Source organism: Azospirillum sp. NS33, assembly GCF_059703765.1.
In genome coordinates this window covers 59,128-78,919 of sequence record NZ_BAAKJB010000008.1, presented here as the reverse complement: position 1 = coordinate 78,919, position 19,792 = coordinate 59,128, and the positions used below count along the sequence as shown (strand labels likewise).

Annotated in this window: 19 protein-coding genes and 2 riboswitches; of the genes, 11 read left to right on the top strand and 8 right to left on the bottom strand. The window is 72.7% G+C overall.

Annotated features, from left to right (window positions below; translation table 11 throughout):
• The first annotated feature begins 4 nt into the window (after positions 1-4).
• From ku (AC6H2I_RS09585) to AC6H2I_RS09575, 3 genes are all read left to right on the top strand, one after another.
• Entirely contained in the window at positions 5-862 is an 858-nt protein-coding gene (ku, locus tag AC6H2I_RS09585; RefSeq protein WP_497500386.1) for a non-homologous end joining protein Ku, read from the top strand.
• Between the two features lie 3 nt (positions 863-865).
• A complete protein-coding gene (gene ku, locus AC6H2I_RS09580; RefSeq protein ID WP_497500385.1) occupies positions 866-1,696 on the top strand; it encodes a non-homologous end joining protein Ku in 831 nt (276 codons plus the stop codon).
• 243 nt (positions 1,697-1,939) lie between these two features.
• Positions 1,940-2,272 (top strand): hypothetical protein, encoded by a 333-nt coding sequence (locus tag AC6H2I_RS09575; protein WP_497500384.1) that lies wholly within the window; start codon positions 1,940-1,942, stop codon positions 2,270-2,272.
• A 3-nt stretch (positions 2,273-2,275) separates the two neighbouring features.
• Here AC6H2I_RS09575 and AC6H2I_RS09570 read toward each other — a convergent pair whose 3' ends face one another.
• Positions 2,276-2,737: a TIGR02444 family protein gene (locus AC6H2I_RS09570; protein WP_497500383.1), complete on the bottom strand. Its 462-nt coding sequence runs from the start codon at positions 2,735-2,737 to the stop codon at positions 2,276-2,278.
• A gap of 8 nt (positions 2,738-2,745) precedes the next feature.
• Complete coding sequence (locus AC6H2I_RS09565) at positions 2,746-3,831, bottom strand: ATP-dependent 6-phosphofructokinase (protein ID WP_497500382.1); 1,086 nt, start codon at positions 3,829-3,831, stop codon at positions 2,746-2,748.
• Positions 3,832-4,018: 187 nt separating this feature from the next.
• On the opposite strand from AC6H2I_RS09565, the gene AC6H2I_RS09560 reads away from it, so the two are divergent.
• The 6 genes from AC6H2I_RS09560 to AC6H2I_RS09535 all read left to right on the top strand — a co-directional run bounded on the left by AC6H2I_RS09560 (position 4,019) and on the right by AC6H2I_RS09535 (position 12,402).
• Entirely contained in the window at positions 4,019-4,204 is a 186-nt protein-coding gene (locus tag AC6H2I_RS09560; RefSeq protein WP_497500381.1) for a YdcH family protein, read from the top strand.
• A 100-nt stretch (positions 4,205-4,304) separates the two neighbouring features.
• Positions 4,305-5,705, top strand: a complete 1,401-nt coding sequence (locus AC6H2I_RS09555) for an efflux RND transporter periplasmic adaptor subunit (protein WP_497500380.1) — start codon at positions 4,305-4,307, stop codon at positions 5,703-5,705.
• Positions 5,702-8,860, top strand: coding sequence for an efflux RND transporter permease subunit (locus tag AC6H2I_RS09550; protein WP_497500379.1), 3,159 nt, complete (start codon positions 5,702-5,704; stop codon positions 8,858-8,860). Before AC6H2I_RS09555 ends, AC6H2I_RS09550 begins: the two co-directional genes overlap by 4 nt.
• 140 nt (positions 8,861-9,000) lie before the next feature.
• Entirely contained in the window at positions 9,001-9,468 is a 468-nt protein-coding gene (gene purE / locus AC6H2I_RS09545; protein ID WP_497500479.1) for a 5-(carboxyamino)imidazole ribonucleotide mutase, read from the top strand.
• A gap of 4 nt (positions 9,469-9,472) precedes the next feature.
• A complete protein-coding gene (locus AC6H2I_RS09540) occupies positions 9,473-10,546 on the top strand; it encodes a 5-(carboxyamino)imidazole ribonucleotide synthase (RefSeq protein WP_497500378.1) in 1,074 nt (357 codons plus the stop codon).
• A gap of 119 nt (positions 10,547-10,665) precedes the next feature.
• Positions 10,666-12,402, top strand: coding sequence for an EAL domain-containing protein (locus tag AC6H2I_RS09535; RefSeq protein WP_497500377.1), 1,737 nt, complete (start codon positions 10,666-10,668; stop codon positions 12,400-12,402).
• Between the two features lie 40 nt (positions 12,403-12,442).
• Here AC6H2I_RS09535 and AC6H2I_RS09530 read toward each other — a convergent pair whose 3' ends face one another.
• Positions 12,443-13,177 (bottom strand): DUF599 domain-containing protein, encoded by a 735-nt coding sequence (locus tag AC6H2I_RS09530; RefSeq protein ID WP_497500376.1) that lies wholly within the window; start codon positions 13,175-13,177, stop codon positions 12,443-12,445.
• Positions 13,178-13,361: 184 nt separating this feature from the next.
• Here AC6H2I_RS09530 and AC6H2I_RS09525 point away from each other — a divergent pair, with 184 nt between their 5' ends.
• Positions 13,362-13,733, top strand: a complete 372-nt coding sequence (locus AC6H2I_RS09525; RefSeq protein WP_497500375.1) for a DUF4870 family protein — start codon at positions 13,362-13,364, stop codon at positions 13,731-13,733.
• Positions 13,733-14,596 carry an MlaA family lipoprotein gene (locus AC6H2I_RS09520; RefSeq protein WP_497500374.1) on the top strand — a complete coding sequence of 288 codons (864 nt, stop codon included), beginning with the start codon at positions 13,733-13,735 and terminating at the stop codon, positions 14,594-14,596. Before AC6H2I_RS09525 ends, AC6H2I_RS09520 begins: the two co-directional genes overlap by 1 nt.
• An 18-nt stretch (positions 14,597-14,614) precedes the next feature.
• Here AC6H2I_RS09520 and AC6H2I_RS09515 read toward each other — a convergent pair whose 3' ends face one another.
• Genes AC6H2I_RS09515 through gcvT form a run of 5 tightly spaced genes read right to left on the bottom strand, consistent with a single transcriptional unit; the run spans position 14,615 to position 19,322 of the window.
• A complete protein-coding gene (locus tag AC6H2I_RS09515) occupies positions 14,615-14,845 on the bottom strand; it encodes a ribbon-helix-helix domain-containing protein (protein ID WP_497500373.1) in 231 nt (76 codons plus the stop codon).
• A 22-nt stretch (positions 14,846-14,867) separates the two neighbouring features.
• Positions 14,868-16,439, bottom strand: a complete 1,572-nt coding sequence (gcvPB, locus tag AC6H2I_RS09510; RefSeq protein WP_497500372.1) for an aminomethyl-transferring glycine dehydrogenase subunit GcvPB — start codon at positions 16,437-16,439, stop codon at positions 14,868-14,870.
• The gene (gcvPA, locus tag AC6H2I_RS09505; RefSeq protein ID WP_497500371.1) at positions 16,436-17,779 is read right to left on the bottom strand and encodes an aminomethyl-transferring glycine dehydrogenase subunit GcvPA; all 1,344 of its coding nucleotides are present in this window, start codon (positions 17,777-17,779) and stop codon (positions 16,436-16,438) included. The genes gcvPB and gcvPA overlap by 4 nt, the downstream gene beginning before the upstream one ends.
• Complete coding sequence (gcvH, locus tag AC6H2I_RS09500; RefSeq protein ID WP_497500370.1) at positions 17,779-18,156, bottom strand: glycine cleavage system protein GcvH; 378 nt, start codon at positions 18,154-18,156, stop codon at positions 17,779-17,781. Before gcvH ends, gcvPA begins: the two co-directional genes overlap by 1 nt.
• Positions 18,157-18,209: 53 nt before the next feature.
• Positions 18,210-19,322: a glycine cleavage system aminomethyltransferase GcvT gene (gcvT, locus tag AC6H2I_RS09495; protein WP_497500369.1), complete on the bottom strand. Its 1,113-nt coding sequence runs from the start codon at positions 19,320-19,322 to the stop codon at positions 18,210-18,212.
• A 55-nt stretch (positions 19,323-19,377) separates the two neighbouring features.
• A riboswitch (glycine riboswitch) is annotated at positions 19,378-19,486 on the bottom strand.
• Positions 19,487-19,489: 3 nt separating this feature from the next.
• Positions 19,490-19,612, bottom strand: a riboswitch (glycine riboswitch).
• Positions 19,613-19,792: the final 180 nt, after the last annotated feature.

The window sequence follows — 19,792 nt, the reverse complement described above, 5'->3', positions numbered from 1 at the left end:
GGACATGGCGGCACGCGCGTCCTGGAAGGGGCATCTGCGGGTGGGGAAGATCGCCTGCGCCGTCACCATGCACGTGGCCCAGTCGGACCGCGACAAGGTCAGCTTCAACCTGCTGAACCGCAAGACCGGCCACCGCCTGCGCCAGCAGATGATCGACGAGAAGACGCACAAGCCGGTGGAACGCGACGACGCGGTCAAGGGAATCGCCGTGGCCAAGAACCGCTACGCCCCCTTGAGCGACGAGGAGCTGGAGACGATCCGCGTGGAAAGCACCCACACCCTGTGCATCGAACGGTTCGTGGCGCGCGACGAGGTCGAGCCGGAGCGCGCCGATGGCGTCCATTACCTGGCGCCCGGCGACACGGTGGGCCAGCAGCTGTTCGCCCTGCTGCGCGACGTGATGGACGAGCGTGATCTCTGCGGCATCGGCCGGGTGGTGCTGTCGACGCGCGAGCGGCTGGTGGCGCTGCGCCCCCACGGGGCCGGCATGCTGGTGGTGACGCTGCGCTGGCCGGACCAGTTGCGCAAGGCCGAGGAGGTGTTTGCCGACGTCCCCGACGACGACGCCGACGACGAGATGCTCGACCTTGCGACGCACATCGTGGAGCGCAAGCGGGCGGCCTTCGACTTCGACGCCTGCGAGGACGAGTTCGAGGAGGCGGTGACCGACCTGATCCGCGCCAAGCAGGAGGGGCGCGCGCCGACACCGCGCGCGGCGCCGCGGCCGGAGCCGGTGTCGGACCTGCGCGCCGCACTGCTGGACAGCGTCAAGGCCGAGGGGGGCGCGCCGTCCACGGCCAAGCGCCGGCCGCCCCGCACGACGCGCCGCGCCGGCGCCGCCTCCAAGCGCAAGGCGGGCTGAGCGATGGCCCGGCACCGCAAGATCCCGCGTGGCGACAGCGGCCGCCTGTGGCGCGGATACCTCAAGCTCAGCCTGGTGAGCTGCGCGGTCGCCGTGATCCCCGCCGCCCACGAGGCGGAGCGGGTGAGCGTCCACACCCTCAACGCCGGCACCGGCAACCGGCTGCGCCGGCGCTTCGTGGACGGCGAAACCGGCCGTGTGGTCGAGCCGGACGATCAGGTCAAGGGCTACGCGGTGGCCAAGGACACCTATGTCCAGGTCGAGGACGAGGAGCTCGAGGCACTGCGCCCGGAATCGACCCACACCATCGACATCCGCATGTTCACCGAGGCGGAGCGGATCGACCCGGTGTGGCACCGCGCCGTCTATTTCCTGGTGCCCGACGACACCGTCGGCCTCGACGCCTACGGGGTCATCCGCGACGCCATGGAGGAGACCGGGCTGGTCGGGGTCGGCCGGGTCACCATCCAGAGCCGCGAGCGGCGCTGCCTGATCGTCCCGCGGGACAAGGGGCTGATGCTGACCACCCTGCGCTACCCCTACGAGGTCCGCGACGGCGCCGACGCCTTCGCCGCCGTGGAGGCGGCCCCCGAACTGCCCGCCGACGCCCGCGCGCTGGTGCGCAAGGTGGTGCAGGAACGCGAGGGACCGTTCCGCCCCGGCGACTTCCGCGACCGCTACAAGGCGGCCCTGCTCAAGCTCGCCCGCTCCAAGGACAAGGGGGGGCCGAAGCCGGCGCCGCTCAAGGGACCGAAGCCGCCCGCGGACAACGTCGTCAACCTGATGGACGCGCTGAAGGCGTCGTTGAAGGCGGACAAGCGGCGCGACCGATGATTGCGCGTGACCCGGCGGACGATCGGCACTCGTCCGGTCCGGGCGACACCCGGGGCCAGGCGCGGCATGTGGGAGGAGAAGCAGTCTTTCGCCCCATATGCTGCACGTACGGTTCGTCATCAAACGGACTCGGCGCGTGTGGCGGCCGGCCGTTGCCTGGGTAAATGGTGGGTGCCAGGGCAACAGCCGAGCACCCCGATCGATGCGCCACACCGTGTCCGCCGCCCTTCTGGCGATCGCAAGATGGCCCTGCCGGCCGTGGCCCGGGCCGGCGCCAACGCCCCCTATCCCGGCGACACCGTTCCCGCCCCTCCCGGGCTGTGGAGCGTCGCCGCCTACGCCATCCACCGCGATCAGGAAGGACCCTACCGCCGCGGACGGCCGCAGACCGACACCACATTGCGGACCCGCATCGGCGCCCTGCGACTCGCCCGCACGTTGAGCATCGGCGGCGTCACCGTGGCGCCGGCGCTGGCCTTCCCCTGCGCCAGCGTCCGCAGCGACACACCGCTGGCGCCGGAGAATGGGCTGCGCATGCGCAGCGAGCTGGCGCTGCGGATCGTGCAGTTCTTCTGACCGTCACCCGCCCGCCCCGACCGCGGCGTCGACCAGGACACGCACCGCCCCATCGGCGGTGGCGGGCAGCAGGAGGCGCAGGTTGGCCGCGGCCGCGGCCGCGTCGCCACGCCCCGGACGCAGGCCGGAGAGGGCGTGCAGGCGGTCCTGCTCGATCCGCTCGGCCGCCAGTTCCAGCCGCTTGACCTCCTCGCGCAGAGCCTGGGCGTCGGGCTCGCCCTTCAGGCGGCGGCGCACGCCGCGCAGCGGACCGACCACCCCGGCCTGCCAGGGGGCGGCGGCGGCGCACAGCCGCTCCAGCTCCCCCGCCGTCAGGGTCGCGCCGCAGGCCGCGCCCGCCCACAGGGCGAACAGCACGAGGTTGACGTCGGCGCCGTGGCGGTCCTGGAGGTCCAGGCACGCCGCGGCGACGCCGGGGCGGTCGTAGAGCGCCAGCGAGAACGCCCAGAAGGGGGTCTCCGCCACCGCCCGGCTCAGTCGCCCAGGCTGATGCCCAGGCCGCGCGCCGTCTTGACCAGCGTGCCGTCGAGTTCCACGCAGGAGTAGCGGGCGATCGCCTCCTCGATCGGCACGTCGACGACGCCGCGGTTGGACCACGCGACCATGCGGTCGAACTTGCCCTCGGCGATCAGGTCGACGGCGTGGACGCCGAAGGCCGCCGCCACCAGGCGGTCGCGCGGGCTGGGCGGGCTGCCGCGCTGGACGTGGCCCAGCACGGTGACCCGGGTCTCGGCACCGGTCGCCTTGGCGATGCGCTCGCCGATGTAGTCGCCGATGCCGCCGTAGCGCTTCTCGCCGCCCTCGTAGACCTTCTGGATCTCGCCGCCGCCCTCGGTCTTCACCGCCTCCGACACCACCACCAGGCCGAAGTTGCGGCCGGTGGAGCGCACCTGCTTGATCTTGGCGGCGATCTTCTCGATGGAGTAGGCGATCTCGGGGATCAGGATGACGTCGGCGCCGCCGGCGATGCCGGCGGAGAGCGCGATGTGCCCGGCGTCGCGGCCCATCACCTCCAGCACCATGACCCGGGCGTGGCTGGCCGCCGTCGGCTGCAGCCGGTCCAGCGCCTCCACCGCCACGCCCACCGCGGTGTCGAAGCCCACCGACACCTCGGTCAGGCCGAGGTCGTTGTCGATGGTCTTGGGCACGCCCACCAGCTTCAGCCCGCCCTTCTCGGCCAGCTTGCGCAGGATGGCGAAGCTGCCGTCGCCGCCGATGCCGATGACCGCGTCCAGCCCCAGCTCGCGGTAGCCGCCGAGGATCTCGTCGGAACGGTCCTTGGTGGTGCCGTCGCCCATGGGATAGGCGAAGGGGTCGCCGCGGTTGGTGGTGCCGAGGATGGTGCCGCCCATGCGCATCATGTTGCCGTCGACCATGGGCAGGTCGAGCACCTGATACTGGGCGGGGCGGTGCAGCAGACCCTGGGTGCCTTCCTTCAGACCGAGCACCTGCCAGCCGTAGGTGAGCACGGCGCGGTGAACGACGGCACGGATGACGGCGTTCAGACCGGCGCAGTCACCGCCGCTGGTCAGGATGCCGATGCGCTTGGCAGGAGTCATGTGGGGTTCCCGTTTCGCGTGGACCTGTACACTGGTACAAGAGATACCAGAATGCTGCGGCACCGCAATGGCATGCGTGCGGCCGACGGGCCGCGGCGCGGCCGTTTCGTCGTACCGCCGGGCGCGGAATCTGCTATGATCCGGCTCGCGTTTCAGCCCTTGCGCCGGCACGATGAACGAACAGGAAATGTTGAGGCAGAAGCTCGCGGCCCTCAAGAGCGAACACCGCGATCTCGACGACGTGATCGCACGACTCGTGGAGCGCGCCCCCTTCGACCAGCTTCAGATGCAACGTCTGAAGAAGCGCAAGCTGTGGCTCAAGGACCAGATCACCCACCTGGAAAGCCGGCTGCTTCCCGACATCATCGCCTGACCTCACACCCCCTCGCGACGGCGATGGCCGGCACCCCTGGACAACCCGCGCGTGCCTGCGCATTGTCCCGGGCACGAGGCGGGTCCACCCGGGGGCATCCATGTCGGTTCTGCGCACGCTGCTGATCCTTCCACCCCTGGCCGCCGGCGTCGCGCTGGTCGCCGTCGCCGCGGCCAACCGCCCGGCGCCGGCCCAGGTCGCCGCGCAGGAGCGCACGGTGGTCGCCCGCTACATCACGGTGGAGCCCACCGCCTTCGTGCCGCGGGTGGTCGGCTACGGCACCGTGGCGCCGGCCCGCACCTGGACCGCCGTGGCCCAGGTCGGGGGCCGGCTCGAGGAGGTGGCGCCGGAGTTCGTCCGCGGCGCCTTCGTGGAGAAGGGCACGGCGGTCGCCCGCATCGCCCCCGACGATTTCACCCTGGCCATCGCCCAGGCCGACGCCAACATCGGCGCCACCGAGGCCAACATCGCCGAGTTGCAGGCCACCGCCGAGGCCACCTCCCTGTCGCTGGAGATCGAGCGGCAGGCCCTGCAGCTCGAGCTCCAGGACCTGGAGCGCCAGCGCACGCTGCTGGGCCGCGGCTCGGCCTCGGCGGCCACCGTCGACCAGAAGCAGGGCGAGGTGCTGCGCCAGCGGGCGAAGATCCAGGACCTGGAGAACAGCCTGGCCCTGGTCCCGTCGAAGCTGCGGGCGCTGGAGCAGCAGAAGGCGCTGAACGCGGCCAACCGCCGGATCGCCGAGCTGAACCTGGAGCGCACCGTCATCCGCACCCCCTTCGCCGGGCGGGTCGCCGCGGCCAACGTCGAGTCGACCCAGTTCGTCGCCGTCGGCACCGTGCTCGGCACCATCGACGGCACCGGGGCCGCCGAGGTCGACGTGCAGATCCCGCAGACCGACATGCGCGACTTCGGCCGGCTGGTCGCCCTCGGCGCCACGGCGCCGGGCGGGGCGGCGCCGGGCGGGGCGGCGCCGGGCGGGGCGGTGCACGTCACCACCGAGGACGTGGGCGGGCGGCTGCAACTGCCCGCCACCGTGCGGCTGCGGGTCGGCGAGGGCGCCATCGAGTGGCGGGGGCGCGTCACCCGGATCAGCGACACGGTCGACCCGCGGACCCGCACGGTCGGCGTCATCGTCACCGTCGACGACCCCTATGCCGGCGTCGTGCCGGGCGAGCGGCCGCCCCTCATCAAGGGGATGTTCGTCGAGGTCGAGGTGCGGGGCGGGGCGGTCGCCGGCAGCCTGGTGGTGCCCCGCGCCGCGGTGAGCGACGGCCTGGTCCATGTGATCGGTGACGACGAGCGGCTGCAGGCGCGCAAGGTCCGCGTCGCCTACACCTTCCGCGACGCCGCGGTGATCGCCGAGGGGCTGGCGGCGGGCGACCGGGTGGTGGTCAGCGAGATCGTTCCCGCCCTGCCCGGCCAGCGCCTGACCGCGGTGCCGGACGACGAGCGGGCGCAACGCCTGCAGGCCGTCGCCGCGGGTGGGGGGACGGCGCGATGATCCGCTACTTCGCCGGCCACCCCACCGCCGCGAACATCCTGATGCTGATGTTCTTCGCGCTGGGGCTGCTGACCCTGCCGACGCTGCGCCGCGAGACCTTTCCGCGGATCGAGCCGCGCGAGGTGGAGATCAGCGTGCGCTACCCCGGGGCCAGCCCCGAGGACGTCGAGCGCACCGTCTGCCGGCGCATCGAGGACGCGGTGGAGGGCACCGAGAACCTCGCCGAGGTGATCTGCGACGCCCGCGCCAACCGCGCCGTGGCCTCGGCGGAGATGGTGGCGGGCCGCGACCTCGACCAGTTCCTGTCCGACATCCGCACCGCCATCGACGGCATCGACGACTTTCCCGACATCGTGGAGACGCCCATCGTCACCCAGCGCGGCCGCACCGAGTTCGTGGCCTCCCTGGTGGTCAGCGGGCCGGCGCGCCCGACCGACCTCAAGGCGCTGGCCGAGGACGTCAAGACGCGGATGCTGCGCTGGGGCGGCATTCCCAAGGTCGACATCACCGGCTTCTCCGACCGCCAGGTGCGCATCGAGATCCCCGAGGTGATGGCCCGCCGGCTCGGCGTCAGCCTCGCCGACGTGGCCGCCGCCGTGGAACGCCAGAACGTCGACCTGCCCGCCGGCGAGATCGAGGCGGCCGACGGGCTGGTGCGGCTGCGCTTCACCGACGAGCGGCTGACCCTCGACGCCTACCGCGACCTGGTGGTCGTGTCGGGCGAGCTGGGTGGTCAGATCCGCCTGGGCGACATCGCCACCATCACCGATCGATTCGAGGACGACGAGGTCAAGACCGTCTACAACGGCCGGCCGGCCGCGGTGCTCAACGTCTCCAAGACGGCCAACGACGATTCCCTCGACGTCATGGCGGCGATCCAGGCCTTCCTCGACGCCGAGCGCGCCACCGCGCCGCCGGGGGTGGACCTCACCATCTCCAGGGACGTCTCCTCCATCGTCGCCGACCGCCTCGACCTGCTGGTGTCCAACGCGCTGCAGGGCCTGGCCCTGGTGTTCGCCACGATGTGGCTGTTCTTCGGCGCGCGCCAGGCCTTCTGGATCGCCATGGGCCTGCCCACCTCGTTCCTCGGCGCCATCGCCGTCATGGCGGCGCTGGGCTATTCCCTCAACATGCTGACCATGGTCGGGCTGCTGATCGTCATCGGCATCCTGATGGACGACGCCATCGTCCTGTCGGAGAACATCGCCAGCCATCGCGCCCGCGGCAAGACGCCGATCGACGCGGCGGTCGACGGCACCCGCGAAGTCGCCTCCGGCGTCGCCTACTCCTTCCTCACCACCGCCGCCATCTTCGCGCCGCTGGCCTTCCTGGCGGGCGATCTGGGCGAGCTGCTGCGGGTGATCCCGGTGGTCATGGTGGTGGTGCTGACCTTCTCGCTGGTCGAGGCCTTCCTCATCCTTCCCAACCATCTCAGCCACGGCGCGCCGGCGGCGCCGGGCCGGGCGGCCCGCGCCGCCGAAGCCGCGGTGGCGTGGGCACGCGACCGGCTGGTGGCTCCGTCGGCGCTCGCCGCGGTGCGCTGGCGCTACCTGACCCTGGGGGTCGGTGCCCTGGTCTTCCTGGTGGCGCTGGCGGTGATGGCCGGCGGCGGCGTCAAGTTCGAGGCGTTCCCCGATCTCGACGGCGACGTGCTGGAGGCGCGCATCCAGATGCCGCCCAGCGCGACCCTGGCCGACACCGAGGCGGCGGTGCGCCGCGTCGTGGCGCCGCTGGAGGCCCTGGCCGCGGACTGGACCGCCGCCGAGCCCGGCGGCCAGCCGGTGATCCGCGGCGTGCTGGTGCGCTTCAACGAGAACGAGGACGCCGGCACCGTCGGCCCGCACCTGGCGACGGTGGTCGTCGACCTGCTGAACGCCGAGGTCCGCGGCGTCGACAACGCCACCATCCTGGGGGCGTGGCGGTCCGCCCTGCCCGCCGACCTGGCGGCGACGCGGGTCAACCTGACCGAGGCGGTGCTGGGGCCGGCGGGGCGGCCCCTGGAGTTCCGGCTGGCCGGCGACGACACCGCCGCGCTGGACCGCGCCGCCGACGAGCTGAAGGCGTGGCTGGAGCGCTACCAGGGCGTCGTCAACGTCGGCGACGACCTCAACCCGGGCCAGCGCGAGCTGCGCATCCGCCTGCGCGACGGCGCCGGCAGCCTCGGCCTCGACGCCCAGGCGGTGGCCGGCCAGATCCGCGCCGCCTTCCAGGGCACCATCGCGGACGAGATCCAGGTGGGCGGCGAATCCTTCGAGGTGGACGTGCGGGCGGATCTCGGCGACCGCGACGGCGTCGACGACTTCGACCGCTTCGTCATCCTGACGCCCGGCGGCGGCCACGTGCCGCTGAGCGCCGTGGCGGAGATCGCCGAGGGCCGCGGCCACGCCCGCATCCGCCGCATCGACGGGCGCCCGACCGTGACCGTGGAGGGCGACGTCGACACCGCCGTCGCCAACGCCGCGGAGATCGTCAAGGACACCCGGGCGCGCTTCCTGCCCGAGCTGGAAGCGCGCCATCCCGGACTGACCATCACGGTCGAGGGGGCGACGCGCAACGCCGCGGAGACGCAGGCGTCCATGGTGCGCGGCCTGGCCATCGGCGTGATCGGCATCTTCCTGCTGCTGAGCTTCCAGTTCCGCAGCTACGCCGAGCCGGTGGCGGTGATGGTGGTGATCCCCTTCGCGCTGACCGGCGCGGTGCTGGGCCACCTGGTCATGGGCATCAACTTCGCCATGCCCAGCGTGCTCGGCACCGTGTCGCTGGCGGGCATCGTCGTCAACGGCTCGATCCTGATGATCGAGTTCATGAAGGACCATCACCGCCCGGACGAGCCCGACATCGCGGTCGCCGCGTCGCGCGCCGCGGCGTCGCGCTTCCGCGCCATCCTGCTGACCACCGCGACCACGCTCGCCGGCCTGTTCCCCATGCTGTTCGAAACCAGCCTGCAGGCGCAGACCCTGATCCCGCTGATCACCTCGATCGCCTTCGGCCTGCTGGCGGCGACCCTGCTGATCGTCTTCGTCGTGCCCGCCTTCTACGCCATCCTCCACGACCTCGGCCTCACCGCGCTGGCGGCCCAGCAGCGGGCGGCCCGCCAGCGGACGGCGGCGGATGGGCACGCGCCGGGCGTGGCGTCGGACGCGGCGCCGGGCTGAACCGGCCGGGCGCCGCCACGTAGCGGCTGGACTCCGGCGCGCCGCTTCCTATAATGCGCCGCTTTCCGGAACCCTTTGGGAAGCCACGACGCGTGTCCGCCGAATCCCCGCCCGCCGCCGCGCCGCTGGTCGGCATCATCATGGGCAGCCAGTCGGACTGGCCGACCATGAAGCACGCCGCCGACACCCTCGCGGTTCTGGGCGTCCCCCACGAGGTGCGCATCGTCTCCGCCCACCGCACGCCGCAGCGCCTGGTGGAGTACGCCGGCACCGCCCGCGGCCGCGGCCTGAAGGTGGTCATCGCCGGGGCCGGCGGCGCCGCCCACCTGCCGGGCATGGCGGCCTCCATGACGCCCCTGCCGGTGTTCGGGGTGCCCATCGAGAGCCACGCGCTGAAGGGCATGGACAGCCTCCTGTCCATCGTCCAGATGCCGGGCGGCGTGCCGGTCGGCACGCTCGCCATCGGCAAGGCCGGCGCGATCAACGCCGCCCTGCTGGCCGGCGCGGTCATCGCCCTCCAGGACGAGGCCGTCGCCGCGGCGCTGGACGCCTGGCGGGCCCGCCAGACCGCCGCGGTGGCCGAGGCCCCCAGCGACGAGGCGCCGTAGCCCGATGCTCGCTCCCGGCTCCACCATCGGCATGCTGGGTGCCGGCCAGCTCGGCCGGATGACCGCGCTGGCCGCCGCGCGCCTGGGCTACCGGGTGCACGTCTACGCCCCGGACGCGGCGGACAGCCCGTGCGCCCAGGTGGCCGCCGCGGCGACCTGCGCCGCCTGGGACGACCGCGCCGCCCTGGCGGCCTTCGCCGCCGCCGTCGACGTGGTCACCCTGGAATGGGAGAACATCCCCGTCGACACCGTGGAATTCCTGGCCGCCCTGGTGCCGGTGCGCCCTGGCGCCGGGGTGCTGGCGGTGACCCAGGACCGGGTCGCCGAGAAGACCTTCGCCAACGGGCTGGGCATCGCCACGGCCCCCTGGCGGGCGGCGACCGGGCCGGACGACCTGGCCCGCGCCCGCGCCGCGATCGGGCCGCGCTGCGTCGTCAAGTCGAACCGGCTGGGCTACGACGGCAAGGGCCAGGCGCGGATCGACGCCGGCACCGACCCGGCCGCGGCGTGGGCCGCCGTCGGCTCCGACTCCTGCATCGTCGAGGGCTTCGTCGACTTCGCCTGCGAGGTCTCGGTGATCGTCGCCCGCCGCCCCGACGGTGCCATGGCGGCCTTTCCGACGGTGGAGAACATCCACAGGAACGGCATCCTCGACCGCACCCTGGCCCCCGCCCGCGTGGCCCCGGACACGGCGGCCGAGGCCGAGCGGGTCGCCGCCCGGCTGGCCGAGGCGCTGGGCGTGGTCGGCCTGCTGGCGGTGGAGATGTTCGTCACCGCCGACGGCCGGGTGCTGGTCAACGAGATGGCGCCGCGTCCCCACAACTCCGGCCACTGGACCATGGACGCCTGCGCCACCAGCCAGTTCGAGCAGTTCGTGCGCGCCGTCTGCGCCCTGCCCCTGGGGCCCACCGAGGCCCTGATGGACGCGGAGATGGAGAACCTGATCGGCGACGGCGTGGAGCGCTGGGCGGCGATCCTGGCCGAGCCGGACGCCCGCCTCCACCTCTACGGCAAGGCCGAGGCGCGGCCGGGGCGCAAGATGGGCCACGTCAACCGGGTGGCACCGCGCCGGCGCTGAGCCCCACCGGCGCCTTCCCGCTTTTTTCCCCCGGACTTCCCGGCTACTCTCGCATTTGAAGGAAATCGCCGCGACCGGGCGGTTCCCGTTCCTCTCCGATGAACCTTCCGGCGTGCGGCATGGACCCCTTGGCACCCAGCATGGACCCGACCGCCGCCCGCCCGCCCCGCCCGCCCCGGGCCACGGAGCGCCGGGCCGCCGCGGTGCCGTCCAACCGCGACCGCGACCGCTTCGTCGGCTTCGCCTTCGCCGCCGCCGACCTGCTGATCGAGACCGACGGGCAGGGCACCATCCTGTTCTGCGCCGGCGCGCGCTGCCGCCTGACCCACGGCGACGTCGCCACCCTGGTGGGCCGCAACCTGGCCGAGCTGGTCGCGGTCAGCGACCGCCGGTACCTGCGCGTGCTGCTCGACCGCGTGGTGGAGCGGACCCGGATCAAGCCCGCCCGGGTGATCTTCGAGGGCGTGGATGGGCACCGCTTCCCCGCCCTGCTCGGCGGCTGCCGACTCGACTCCTGCCCCGGCTCCCTGTTCCTCACCGTGCTGCTGGCGTCCGGGCCGCACGGCCCCCAGGCCGCGGCGTCGTCCGACGGGCAGCTGCTGGACGGCCACGGCTTCCTGTCGGTGCTGGAGGACCGCATCGTGCGGGCCCGGGAGAAGGGACTCGACCACGGCCTGACCCTGCTGCTGGTCGAAGGGCTTCAGGCGATGGTCGACACCCTCCCCGCGGGCGCCGCGGCGGAGGTCCGCCAGGGCATCGACGCCTATCTGCGCGGCATCTCGGCCGACGGCGAAAGCGCCGGGCAGCTCGCCGCCGACCGCTTCGGCATCGTCCACGCCTGCGATGTCGACAGCCAGGAGGTGCAGAACCACATCGCCCGCATCGTCGCCGAGGCCGGGGGCGCCCTGGGGGGCGGCGTCCGCACCTGGGACATGGACCTCGACCACAGCCCGCTGGACGCCGGCGACGCCGCGCGGGCCCTGGTCTACACCGTGCAGGCGTTCGCCACCGCCCAGAGCGGCGAATTCACCATCGCCAGCCTGGAGGACGGGGCCAAGCGCATGATGTCGGGTGCCGTGGAGCGCATCACCCGCCTGCGCGCCACCATCGAGAAGCGCGAGTTCGCGGTCGTCTACCAGCCCATCGTCGCGCTGGACACCGGCGCGGTCCACCACCTCGAGGCGCTGACCCGGGTCGACGGCATGGCGTCCCCCATCGACTTCATCACCTTCGCCGAGGATGTCGGCCTGATCCACGACTTCGACCTGCTGCTGACCCAGTCGGTGCTCGACACCCTGCGCGCCCACCAGAAGGAGACGCGGCTGCCCGACGTCGCCATCAACCTCTCGGCCAAGACGCTGATGAGCCCGCTGTTCCTCACCCAGTTCCAGGCGGTGACGCAACCCTACGGCGAGCTCGCCCGCAAGTTGCTGATCGAGGTGACGGAGACCGTCGTGGTCACCGACATCGCCCGATTGAACGGGGTGCTGCAGACGCTGCGCCAGGAGGGCTACCGGATCTGCCTCGACGACGTCGGTGCCGGCTCCACCTCGTTCCAGTCGCTCTACGGGCTGCAGGTCGACTTCGCCAAGATCGACGGCTCGTTCGTGCGCGGCGCCGCCGGCAACCCGCGGGACATGGCCATGCTGCGCTCCATGGTCGACGTCTGCCGCCAGCTCGGCCTCGCCCTGGTCGGCGAACAGGTGGAGGAGCCGGACCACGCCCAGCTGCTGGTCGATCTCGGCGTCGGCTACGCCCAGGGGTTCCTCTACGGCCACCCCAGCCGCGACTTCGCCTATTTCACCCGCGCCAACGCCGCGCTGGGCGGCCGCGGCGGCAAGACGCTGCGGCGCTGACCGCGCCGCGCCGGCCGGCGCCGGGCCGGCCAGCGCGTCCCTACCGCGGCCCCCCCTTGCCCCGCTCCTCCAGGGCGTCGGTCTGGGCACGGATCGCCACCTCCGTGCCCGAGAGCACCTGGCGGCGCACCAGGATGGCGACCACGGCGGCGCTGCCGACCGCGAAGGGGATTGGGCCGAACACCCAGCCGAGCGCCGCCAGGGCGAAGTAGTACGCGCGGAGGCCTCCGTTGAAGGCGGTCACCGCCAGCGTCATCGATTTGGACAGATGGACCGCCATCCCCGCCCGCTCGTCCCCGGGCAGCGGCGGCAGCGGTGCGGCGCCCATCAGCGCGCAGACGTAGTTGTACTGGCGCAGCGCCCAGGTGAACTTGAAGAAGGCGAAGGTGAAGATGCCGATCAGGGTCAGCATCTTGATCTCGAAGAACTCCCGCGACACCCGCACCGCGAAGCTCAGCTCGCCGACGATGCCGTGGGCCAGGTCGATGGCGCCGAACGAGCCGATCAGCCCGGCCATCACCAGCATGGTGGTGGAGGCGAAGAAGGTGCAGCTCTGCATGGTGTGCCCGACCAGGGTCGAGTCCATGATGCGGTTCTCGCGCTCCAGCATGCGCTCCATCCAATGGCGCCGCAGCACCTTCATGTGCTGGTTCAGGGTGCCGCGGCCGTGCAGCAGGTGGTCCTGCCACAGGTTGAACAGCACCCAGACGCCGAAGAACCAGGCGAAGGCGAAGACGTCGAGCGCGGTGATGTCGGCGGGCAGCGATGCAGGCACGGGGCTCGGCCCTCCCGGCGGCGAACGGAGACGGGATCCCCGTGTAGCCCCGCCGCCCCCGGCTGGCAAGCCGCTCCGCGCCGCCGCGCCGGCCCGCCATCCGCCGCGGCCGGGGATTTCCTGTTCCCTCGCCGGAGTGCCCGGGTACACTGGGCCGCGGGATGCACCACAAGGGACAGCAGCCATGCCCACCGACGTCAACGCCACCGGCTCCGCCCGGCTCCCCGGCGAGCTCACGGCCGAGGAACGGCGCCTGAAGACGATGGTGATGATCGTCTACGGCCTCTACATCGCGTCCCTGTTCGTCGGGTTCACCAGCGTCATCGGCGTCATCATCGCCCACGTGAAGAAGGGCGACGCCGCCGGAACCCTCTTCGAATCCCATTTCCGCAACCAGATCTCGGTGTTCTGGATCGGCCTTCTGGTCGGCATCGTCGGCGGCATCACCACCATCTTCCTGGTGGGCTGGCTCCTGCTCGCCGCCGTGGTGGTCTGGAGCCTCTACCGGACCATCAAGGGTCTTATCCGGGCCAACGACGACAAGGCGTACGCCTAGTGGGCGCCGCCCTGCGCCGACTGCCGGCGAGGCTGCTGCTCGTGGCGGTCGCGGCGTCCGCCCTGGTTGCCGCCGCCGCGCCCGCCCGGGCGGAGTGGGACGCCTTCCGCGACCGCCCGCCCTACGAGGAGCGGGAGTGGCTCGACACCTACAGCCGCTACGTCTTCACCTTCAACCAGTGGGTCTACAGCGCGCTGAACGGCCAGCCCGGCGCGGCCGACGCCGCGCCGGAGCCGGCCCCGCAGCCCACCGCCGAGGCCGCGGAGCCGGCGCCGGCCGCGCCGTCGGCGCTGCTGACCGGCATCGGCCACATGGCCTCCAACGTCGTCAACGAGCCGATGTCGTTCCTTGCCGCCGCCGTCTCCGGCGACGGCGGGGCGATGGCCCGCTCGGCCGGGCGGTTCGCCGTCAACAGCACGGTGGGGTTGCTGGGCTTCTACGACGTGGCCAGCGGCTGGGGGCTGGAGCCCTACCACACCGACCTCGGCTTGGCACTGTGCGCCCATGGCGTGGCGGAGGGGCCGTACCTGGTGATCCCCTTCATCGGGCCGCGCACCCTGCGCGACGGCGTGGTCGACGTGCTCATCACCAACGCCGTGCTCTACTCCATGTTCATGCCGCTGATGCCGGCGGGCTCGGGGCTGGAGACCATCCTGGTGGTGGAGGGCATCGAGATCGTCGCCGACATCGCCGCGACCCGCCAGATCGACCCGCGGGCCAAGGCGATGCCCTTCGACGATTTCACCCGCATGCGCGAGGCCTATCTGAGCCAGCGGCGCGAGCGCTGCTCCGATCTGGTGGCGGAACGCGCCGCCCAGACGACGGTGGCCGAGCGGCCGGGGCCGGCCGCCGAACAGCGCTGAGGCCCCCCGGCCGGCCGGCTACCCCGCGCCCCCCCCCGGAACGGCCGTCGCCCGGGCGCGGAAATGGCGCAGCACGTGGACGCGGATGGCGCTGGACAGGTTGCCGCCGCGTCCGGCGTCGATCTCCTCCACCAGCGCGTTCAGGGACACGCCACGCGCCTCGGCGATGACCCGCAGGGCCTCCCAGAACTCCTCCTCCAAGGACACGCTGGTGGAGTGGCCGGCGATCAGGACGGACCGCTTCTTCATGGGCGGCCCGTCCGGCCCCGCCTCACCCGGCCGCGCGCCACCGCAGCACCGGCTTGCGCGCCGCCGTGGTCTCGTCGAGGCGGCGGCGCGGGGTCAGCCGCGGGGCGGCCTGGAACCACGCGGCGTCGCCGCCCTTGGCCCGCTCCGCCAGGGCCCGCAGGGCATCGACGAAGCCGTCGAGGCCGGCCTTGGACTCCGTCTCCGTCGGCTCGATCAGCAGCGCGCCGTGGACGACCAGGGGGAAGTACATGGTCATGGGATGGAACCCCTCGTCGATCAGCGCCTTGGCGATGTCGAGGGTGGTCACCCCGGTGCCCTTGAGGAAGCGGTCGTCGAACAGGCACTCGTGCATGCACGGCCCCTCGAACGACGCCGTCATCACGTCGGCGAGCCGCGCCATGACGTAGTTGGCGTTGAGCACGGCGTCACCCGACGCCTGCCGCAGCCCGTCGGCGCCGTGGCTCATCATGTAGGCCAGCGCCCGCACGAACATCCCCATCTGCCCGTGGAACGCCTTCATGCGGCCGAAGGCGGCGCCGTCGCCGTCGCCCGTCCCGGCGCCCGTCCCGGCGCCGGCCTCCTCCACCAGGCGGAAGCCGTCGCCGTCGTGGACCACGTAGGGCACCGGCACGAAGGGCGCCAGGGCCGCGGAGAAGACCACCGGGCCGGAGCCCGGTCCGCCGCCGCCGTGGGGGGTGGAGAAGGTCTTGTGCAGGTTGATGTGCATGGCGTCGACGCCGAGGTCGGCCGGCCTCACCCGGCCGACGATGGCGTTGAAGTTGGCGCCGTCGCAATAGAAGTAGGCGCCCGCCGCGTGCACCGCCTCGGCGATGGTGCGGATGTCGCGCTCGAACAGGCCGCAGGTGTTGGGGTTGGTCAGCATGATGCCAGCCACGTCCGGCCCCAGCTTGGCGGTCAGCGCCGCGGTGTCGACCCGGCCGTCCGGCGCGCCGGGCACGGGGTCGACGGTGAACCCCAGCGCCGCGGCGGTGGCCGGATTGGTGCCGTGGGCGCTCTCCGGCACCAGGACGCGCCGGCGTCCGGTCTCGCCGCGGTGCTCCAGCGCGGCGCGGATGGCCATCATGCCGCACATCTCGCCGTGGGCGCCGGCGGCCGGGGCCAGGGTGACGGCCGGCATGCCGGTCAGGGTCTTCAGCCAGTGGGCCAGCGTGTCCATCAGCTCCAGCGCCCCCTGCACGGTGGCCGTGGGCTGCAGCGGGTGGAGGTCGGAGAAGCCGGGAAGCCGCGCCATCTTCTCGTTGAGGCGCGGGTTGTGCTTCATGGTGCACGAGCCCAGCGGGTAGAGGCCGCTGTCGATCGCGTAGTTCTTCTGCGACAGCCGGGTGTAGTGGCGCACCACCTGGGGCTCCGACAGGCCGGGCAGGCCGATGGCGCCGCGCGGCGCCACGGCGCCCAGGCGCAGCGGCCGGTCGGCCGGCTGCGGCAGGTCGACGCCGCTGAGGCCGGGCGAGTCCTGCTCGAAGATCAGCGCCTCCTCCATCTGGAGGCCGCGGTTGCCGGTCACGGTCTCGGTCGGACCGGCGCCGGGGTGGGGGTGGGCGGCGGTCGGCCGCCCCTGGGCGTTCATCGTCATCGCAGCACCTCGGCCAGGCCGTTCGCCAGGGCGTCCATGTCGGTGTCGGTGGTGGTCTCGGTGGCGGCCACCAGCAGGAGGTCGGGGTGGTCGCCGGCGAACAGCCGCGACACCGGAACGCCGGCCAGCACGCCGCGCGCCGCCAGGGCGTCGACCACCGCGGCCGCCGGCTTGGCCAGACGCACCGTGAACTCGTTGAAGAAGCCGTCGTTCAACACCTCCACCCCGGGCACCCCGGCCAGCCGGTCGGCCAGCCGCACGGCGGCGGCGTGGTTGAGGCGGGCCAGCCGGGTCACCCCCTCCTCGCCCAGCAGCGCGAGGTGGATGGAGAAGGCCAGCGCGCACAGTCCGGAGTTGGTGCAGATGTTGGATGTGGCCTTCTCGCGGCGGATGTGCTGCTCGCGCGTCGACAGGGTCAGCACGAAGCCGCGCCGCCCGTCGGCGTCCACCGTCTGGCCGCACAGGCGGCCCGGCATCTGCCGGACGTATTTGTCCTTCACCGCGAACAGCCCGACATAGGGCCCGCCGAAGCCCAGCGGGTTGCCCAGGGACTGGCCCTCGGCGGCGACGATGTCGGCGCCCATCTCGCCGGGCGGGGTCAGCAGACCCAGCGACAGCGCCTCGGTGACGACGACGATCAGCAGCGCCCCCTTGGCCTGGCACAGGGCGGCGAGGTCGCTGTGGTCCCGGACGTGGCCGAACACGTCGGGGTTCTGGACGACCACGCAGGACGTGTCGTCGTCGACCCGGCCCGCCAGGTCCTCGCCGCCGGTCGGCGCGGCCGGCATCACCACCGTCTCGAAGCCGATGAAGCGGGCGTCGGTGGTGGTGGTGTCGCGGTAGTGCGGGTGGAGCCCGCCGGACAGCACCGCCTTCTTGCGGCGGGTCAGGCGGTTGGCCATCATCACCGCCTCGGCACACGCGGTGGCGCCGTCGTACATGGAGGCGTTGGCCGCGTCCATGGCGGTGAGCAGCGCCACCTGGGTCTGGAACTCGAACAGCACCTGCAAGGTGCCCTGGCTGATCTCCGGCTGGTAGGGCGTGTAGGCGGTGAGGAACTCACCGCGCTGGATCAGGTAGTCGACGCTGGCCGGGACGTGGTGGCGGTACGCTCCGGCCCCCAGGAACGAGGGCACGCTGCCGGCCGGCACGTTGCGCCCGGCCATCGCGGACAGCGCCCGCTCGACCTCCAGTTCCCCCATGTGGGCGGGCAGCCCCTCGATGGGGCCGGCGAGGCGGGCCGCCTCCGGCACGTCGCGGAACAGCGCGTCGACCGACCCGGCGCCCACCGTGTCGAGCATCGCCCGCCGGTCGGCGTCGGTCAGGGGCAGGTAGCGCATCAGTGCTGCCCCTCCACGAAGTCCTTGTAGGCGGCCTCGTCCATCAGCCCGTCCAGCTCGGCCGGATCGCTGAGGCGCAGCCGGTAGAACCAGCCCTCGCCCTCGGCCGCGGAGTTGACCAGCGACGGGTCCTCGACCAGGGCGGCGTTGCCCTCGGTCACCTCGCCCGACACCGGGGCGTAGACCTCGCTGGCCGCCTTGACCGACTCGACGACGGCGCTCTCGGCGCCCCTGGCCAGGGTGCGGCCGGGCTCCGGCACCTCGACGAAGACGACGTCGCCGAGCTGGCTCTGGGCGTAGTCGCTGATGCCGACCGTGCCGACGTCGCCCTCGACGCGGATCCACTCGTGGTCCTTGGTGTACTTGACCGTGCTCATCCCATCCCCTCCGGAAAAAGCGTGTGTGTCGATGCGTGTGTTTCGGGCGGCGTTCAGCCGCGGTGGTAGCGCTGCGGCACGAACGGCATGGCCGCCACCTGGGCGCCCAGCGGCTTGCCGCGCACCATCAGGCCGACCGCCGTACCGACGGCGGCGTGGCCCGCGTCGACGTAGCCCATGGCGACCGGGCCGTTGGTCGTGGGGCCGAAGCCGCCGCTGGTGACCGTGCCGATGCTGGTGCCGTCCGCGTCGACGACGCCGGCTCCCTCGCGGGCCGGCTGCCGGCCCTCGGGGCGCAGGCCGACGCGCCGGCGCGCCGCGCCGGTGGCGAGCTGGTCGAGGATCACCGCGGCGCCGGGGAAGTCGGCCTCCTGGCGGCGGCGCTTCGACAGCGTCCATTCCAGCGCCGCCTCGACCGGCGTGGTCTCCTCGGTGATGTCGTGGCCGTAGAGGCACAGCCCGGCCTCCAGGCGCAGCGAATCGCGGGCACCGAGGCCGATGGCCTCGACCTCGGGCTCGGCCAGCAGGGTGCGGGCGATGGCCTCGGCGTCGGCGGCGGCGCAGGAGATCTCGTAGCCGTCCTCTCCGGTGTAGCCGGAGCGGGTCAGCAGCACCGGCACCCCGTCGACGGTGGCGGGCAGGTAGCTCATGAAGCGCATGGTGGCGGCCTCGGGCACGAAGCGCGCCAGCACCCCCGCCGCGTCCGGCCCCTGCAGCGCCATCAGCGCGGCGTCGTCCAGCGTCTGCACCTCGGCGCGCCCGGCCAGGCCGGCGCGCAGATGGGCGACGTCGTGCGCCTTGCGGGCGGCGTTGACGACCAGGAACAGGTGGTCGCCGGCGTTGGTCACCATGAGGTCGTCGAGGATGCCGCCGCGCTCGTCCAGGAACAGGGTGTAGCGCATCCGCCCCGGCTTCAGGCCGCGGATGTCGCCGGGCACCAGGGCCTCCAGCGCGGCCGCCGGGTCGTCGCCGGTGAGCCGCACCTGGCCCATGTGCGAGACGTCGAACAGGCCGGCGCGGGCCCGGGTGTGCTGATGCTCCTTGAGGATGCCCATGGGAAACTGCACCGGCATGTCGTAGCCGGCGAAGGGCACCATCTTGCCGCCCAGCTCGCGGTGCAGGGCGTTGAGGGGGGTGGTCTTGAGGGACTCCGGCGCCTGGGTCACACGATCCTCCGACAGGTTTGCCCTCCGCGCAGGGGCTGCGCGGATTGGGGGCCCCCTCTGTCTTGGACCTGAGAGATTCACCGGCCGGGCCCGGGGCCCGCTTCACCGGCTTACTCCTTCGGTGAGGCCCCGGCCGCGGACGGCCGGGAACCTGCTTTCCAGAGCGCCTTTCCCGCGCGGTCCATTTGCCTGAGAGTTTCCGGGGCGGTTGCTCCTTCGGCGCCGCCCGGCCGGTGCCTCCCGGTCCAGGGACCGTCAGGCGCCGCGGCGGTCTCTCCCGCGAGGGATCGTCAGCGTGGGGTTTAAGCTACCCGGCCCGGCGGGTTTGTCAATCCGGGCTTCCGGTGGGCGAACAACGGATAGGTCCCTGTTCCTAACTAGGAAACTTTTCTGTTGCGTTCTGCGCCATAGGCTGATAGTCCTTTCCTTGCCGGCCGAGCGGTGTGGCGCCGCCGCAACCGGCTCCATTC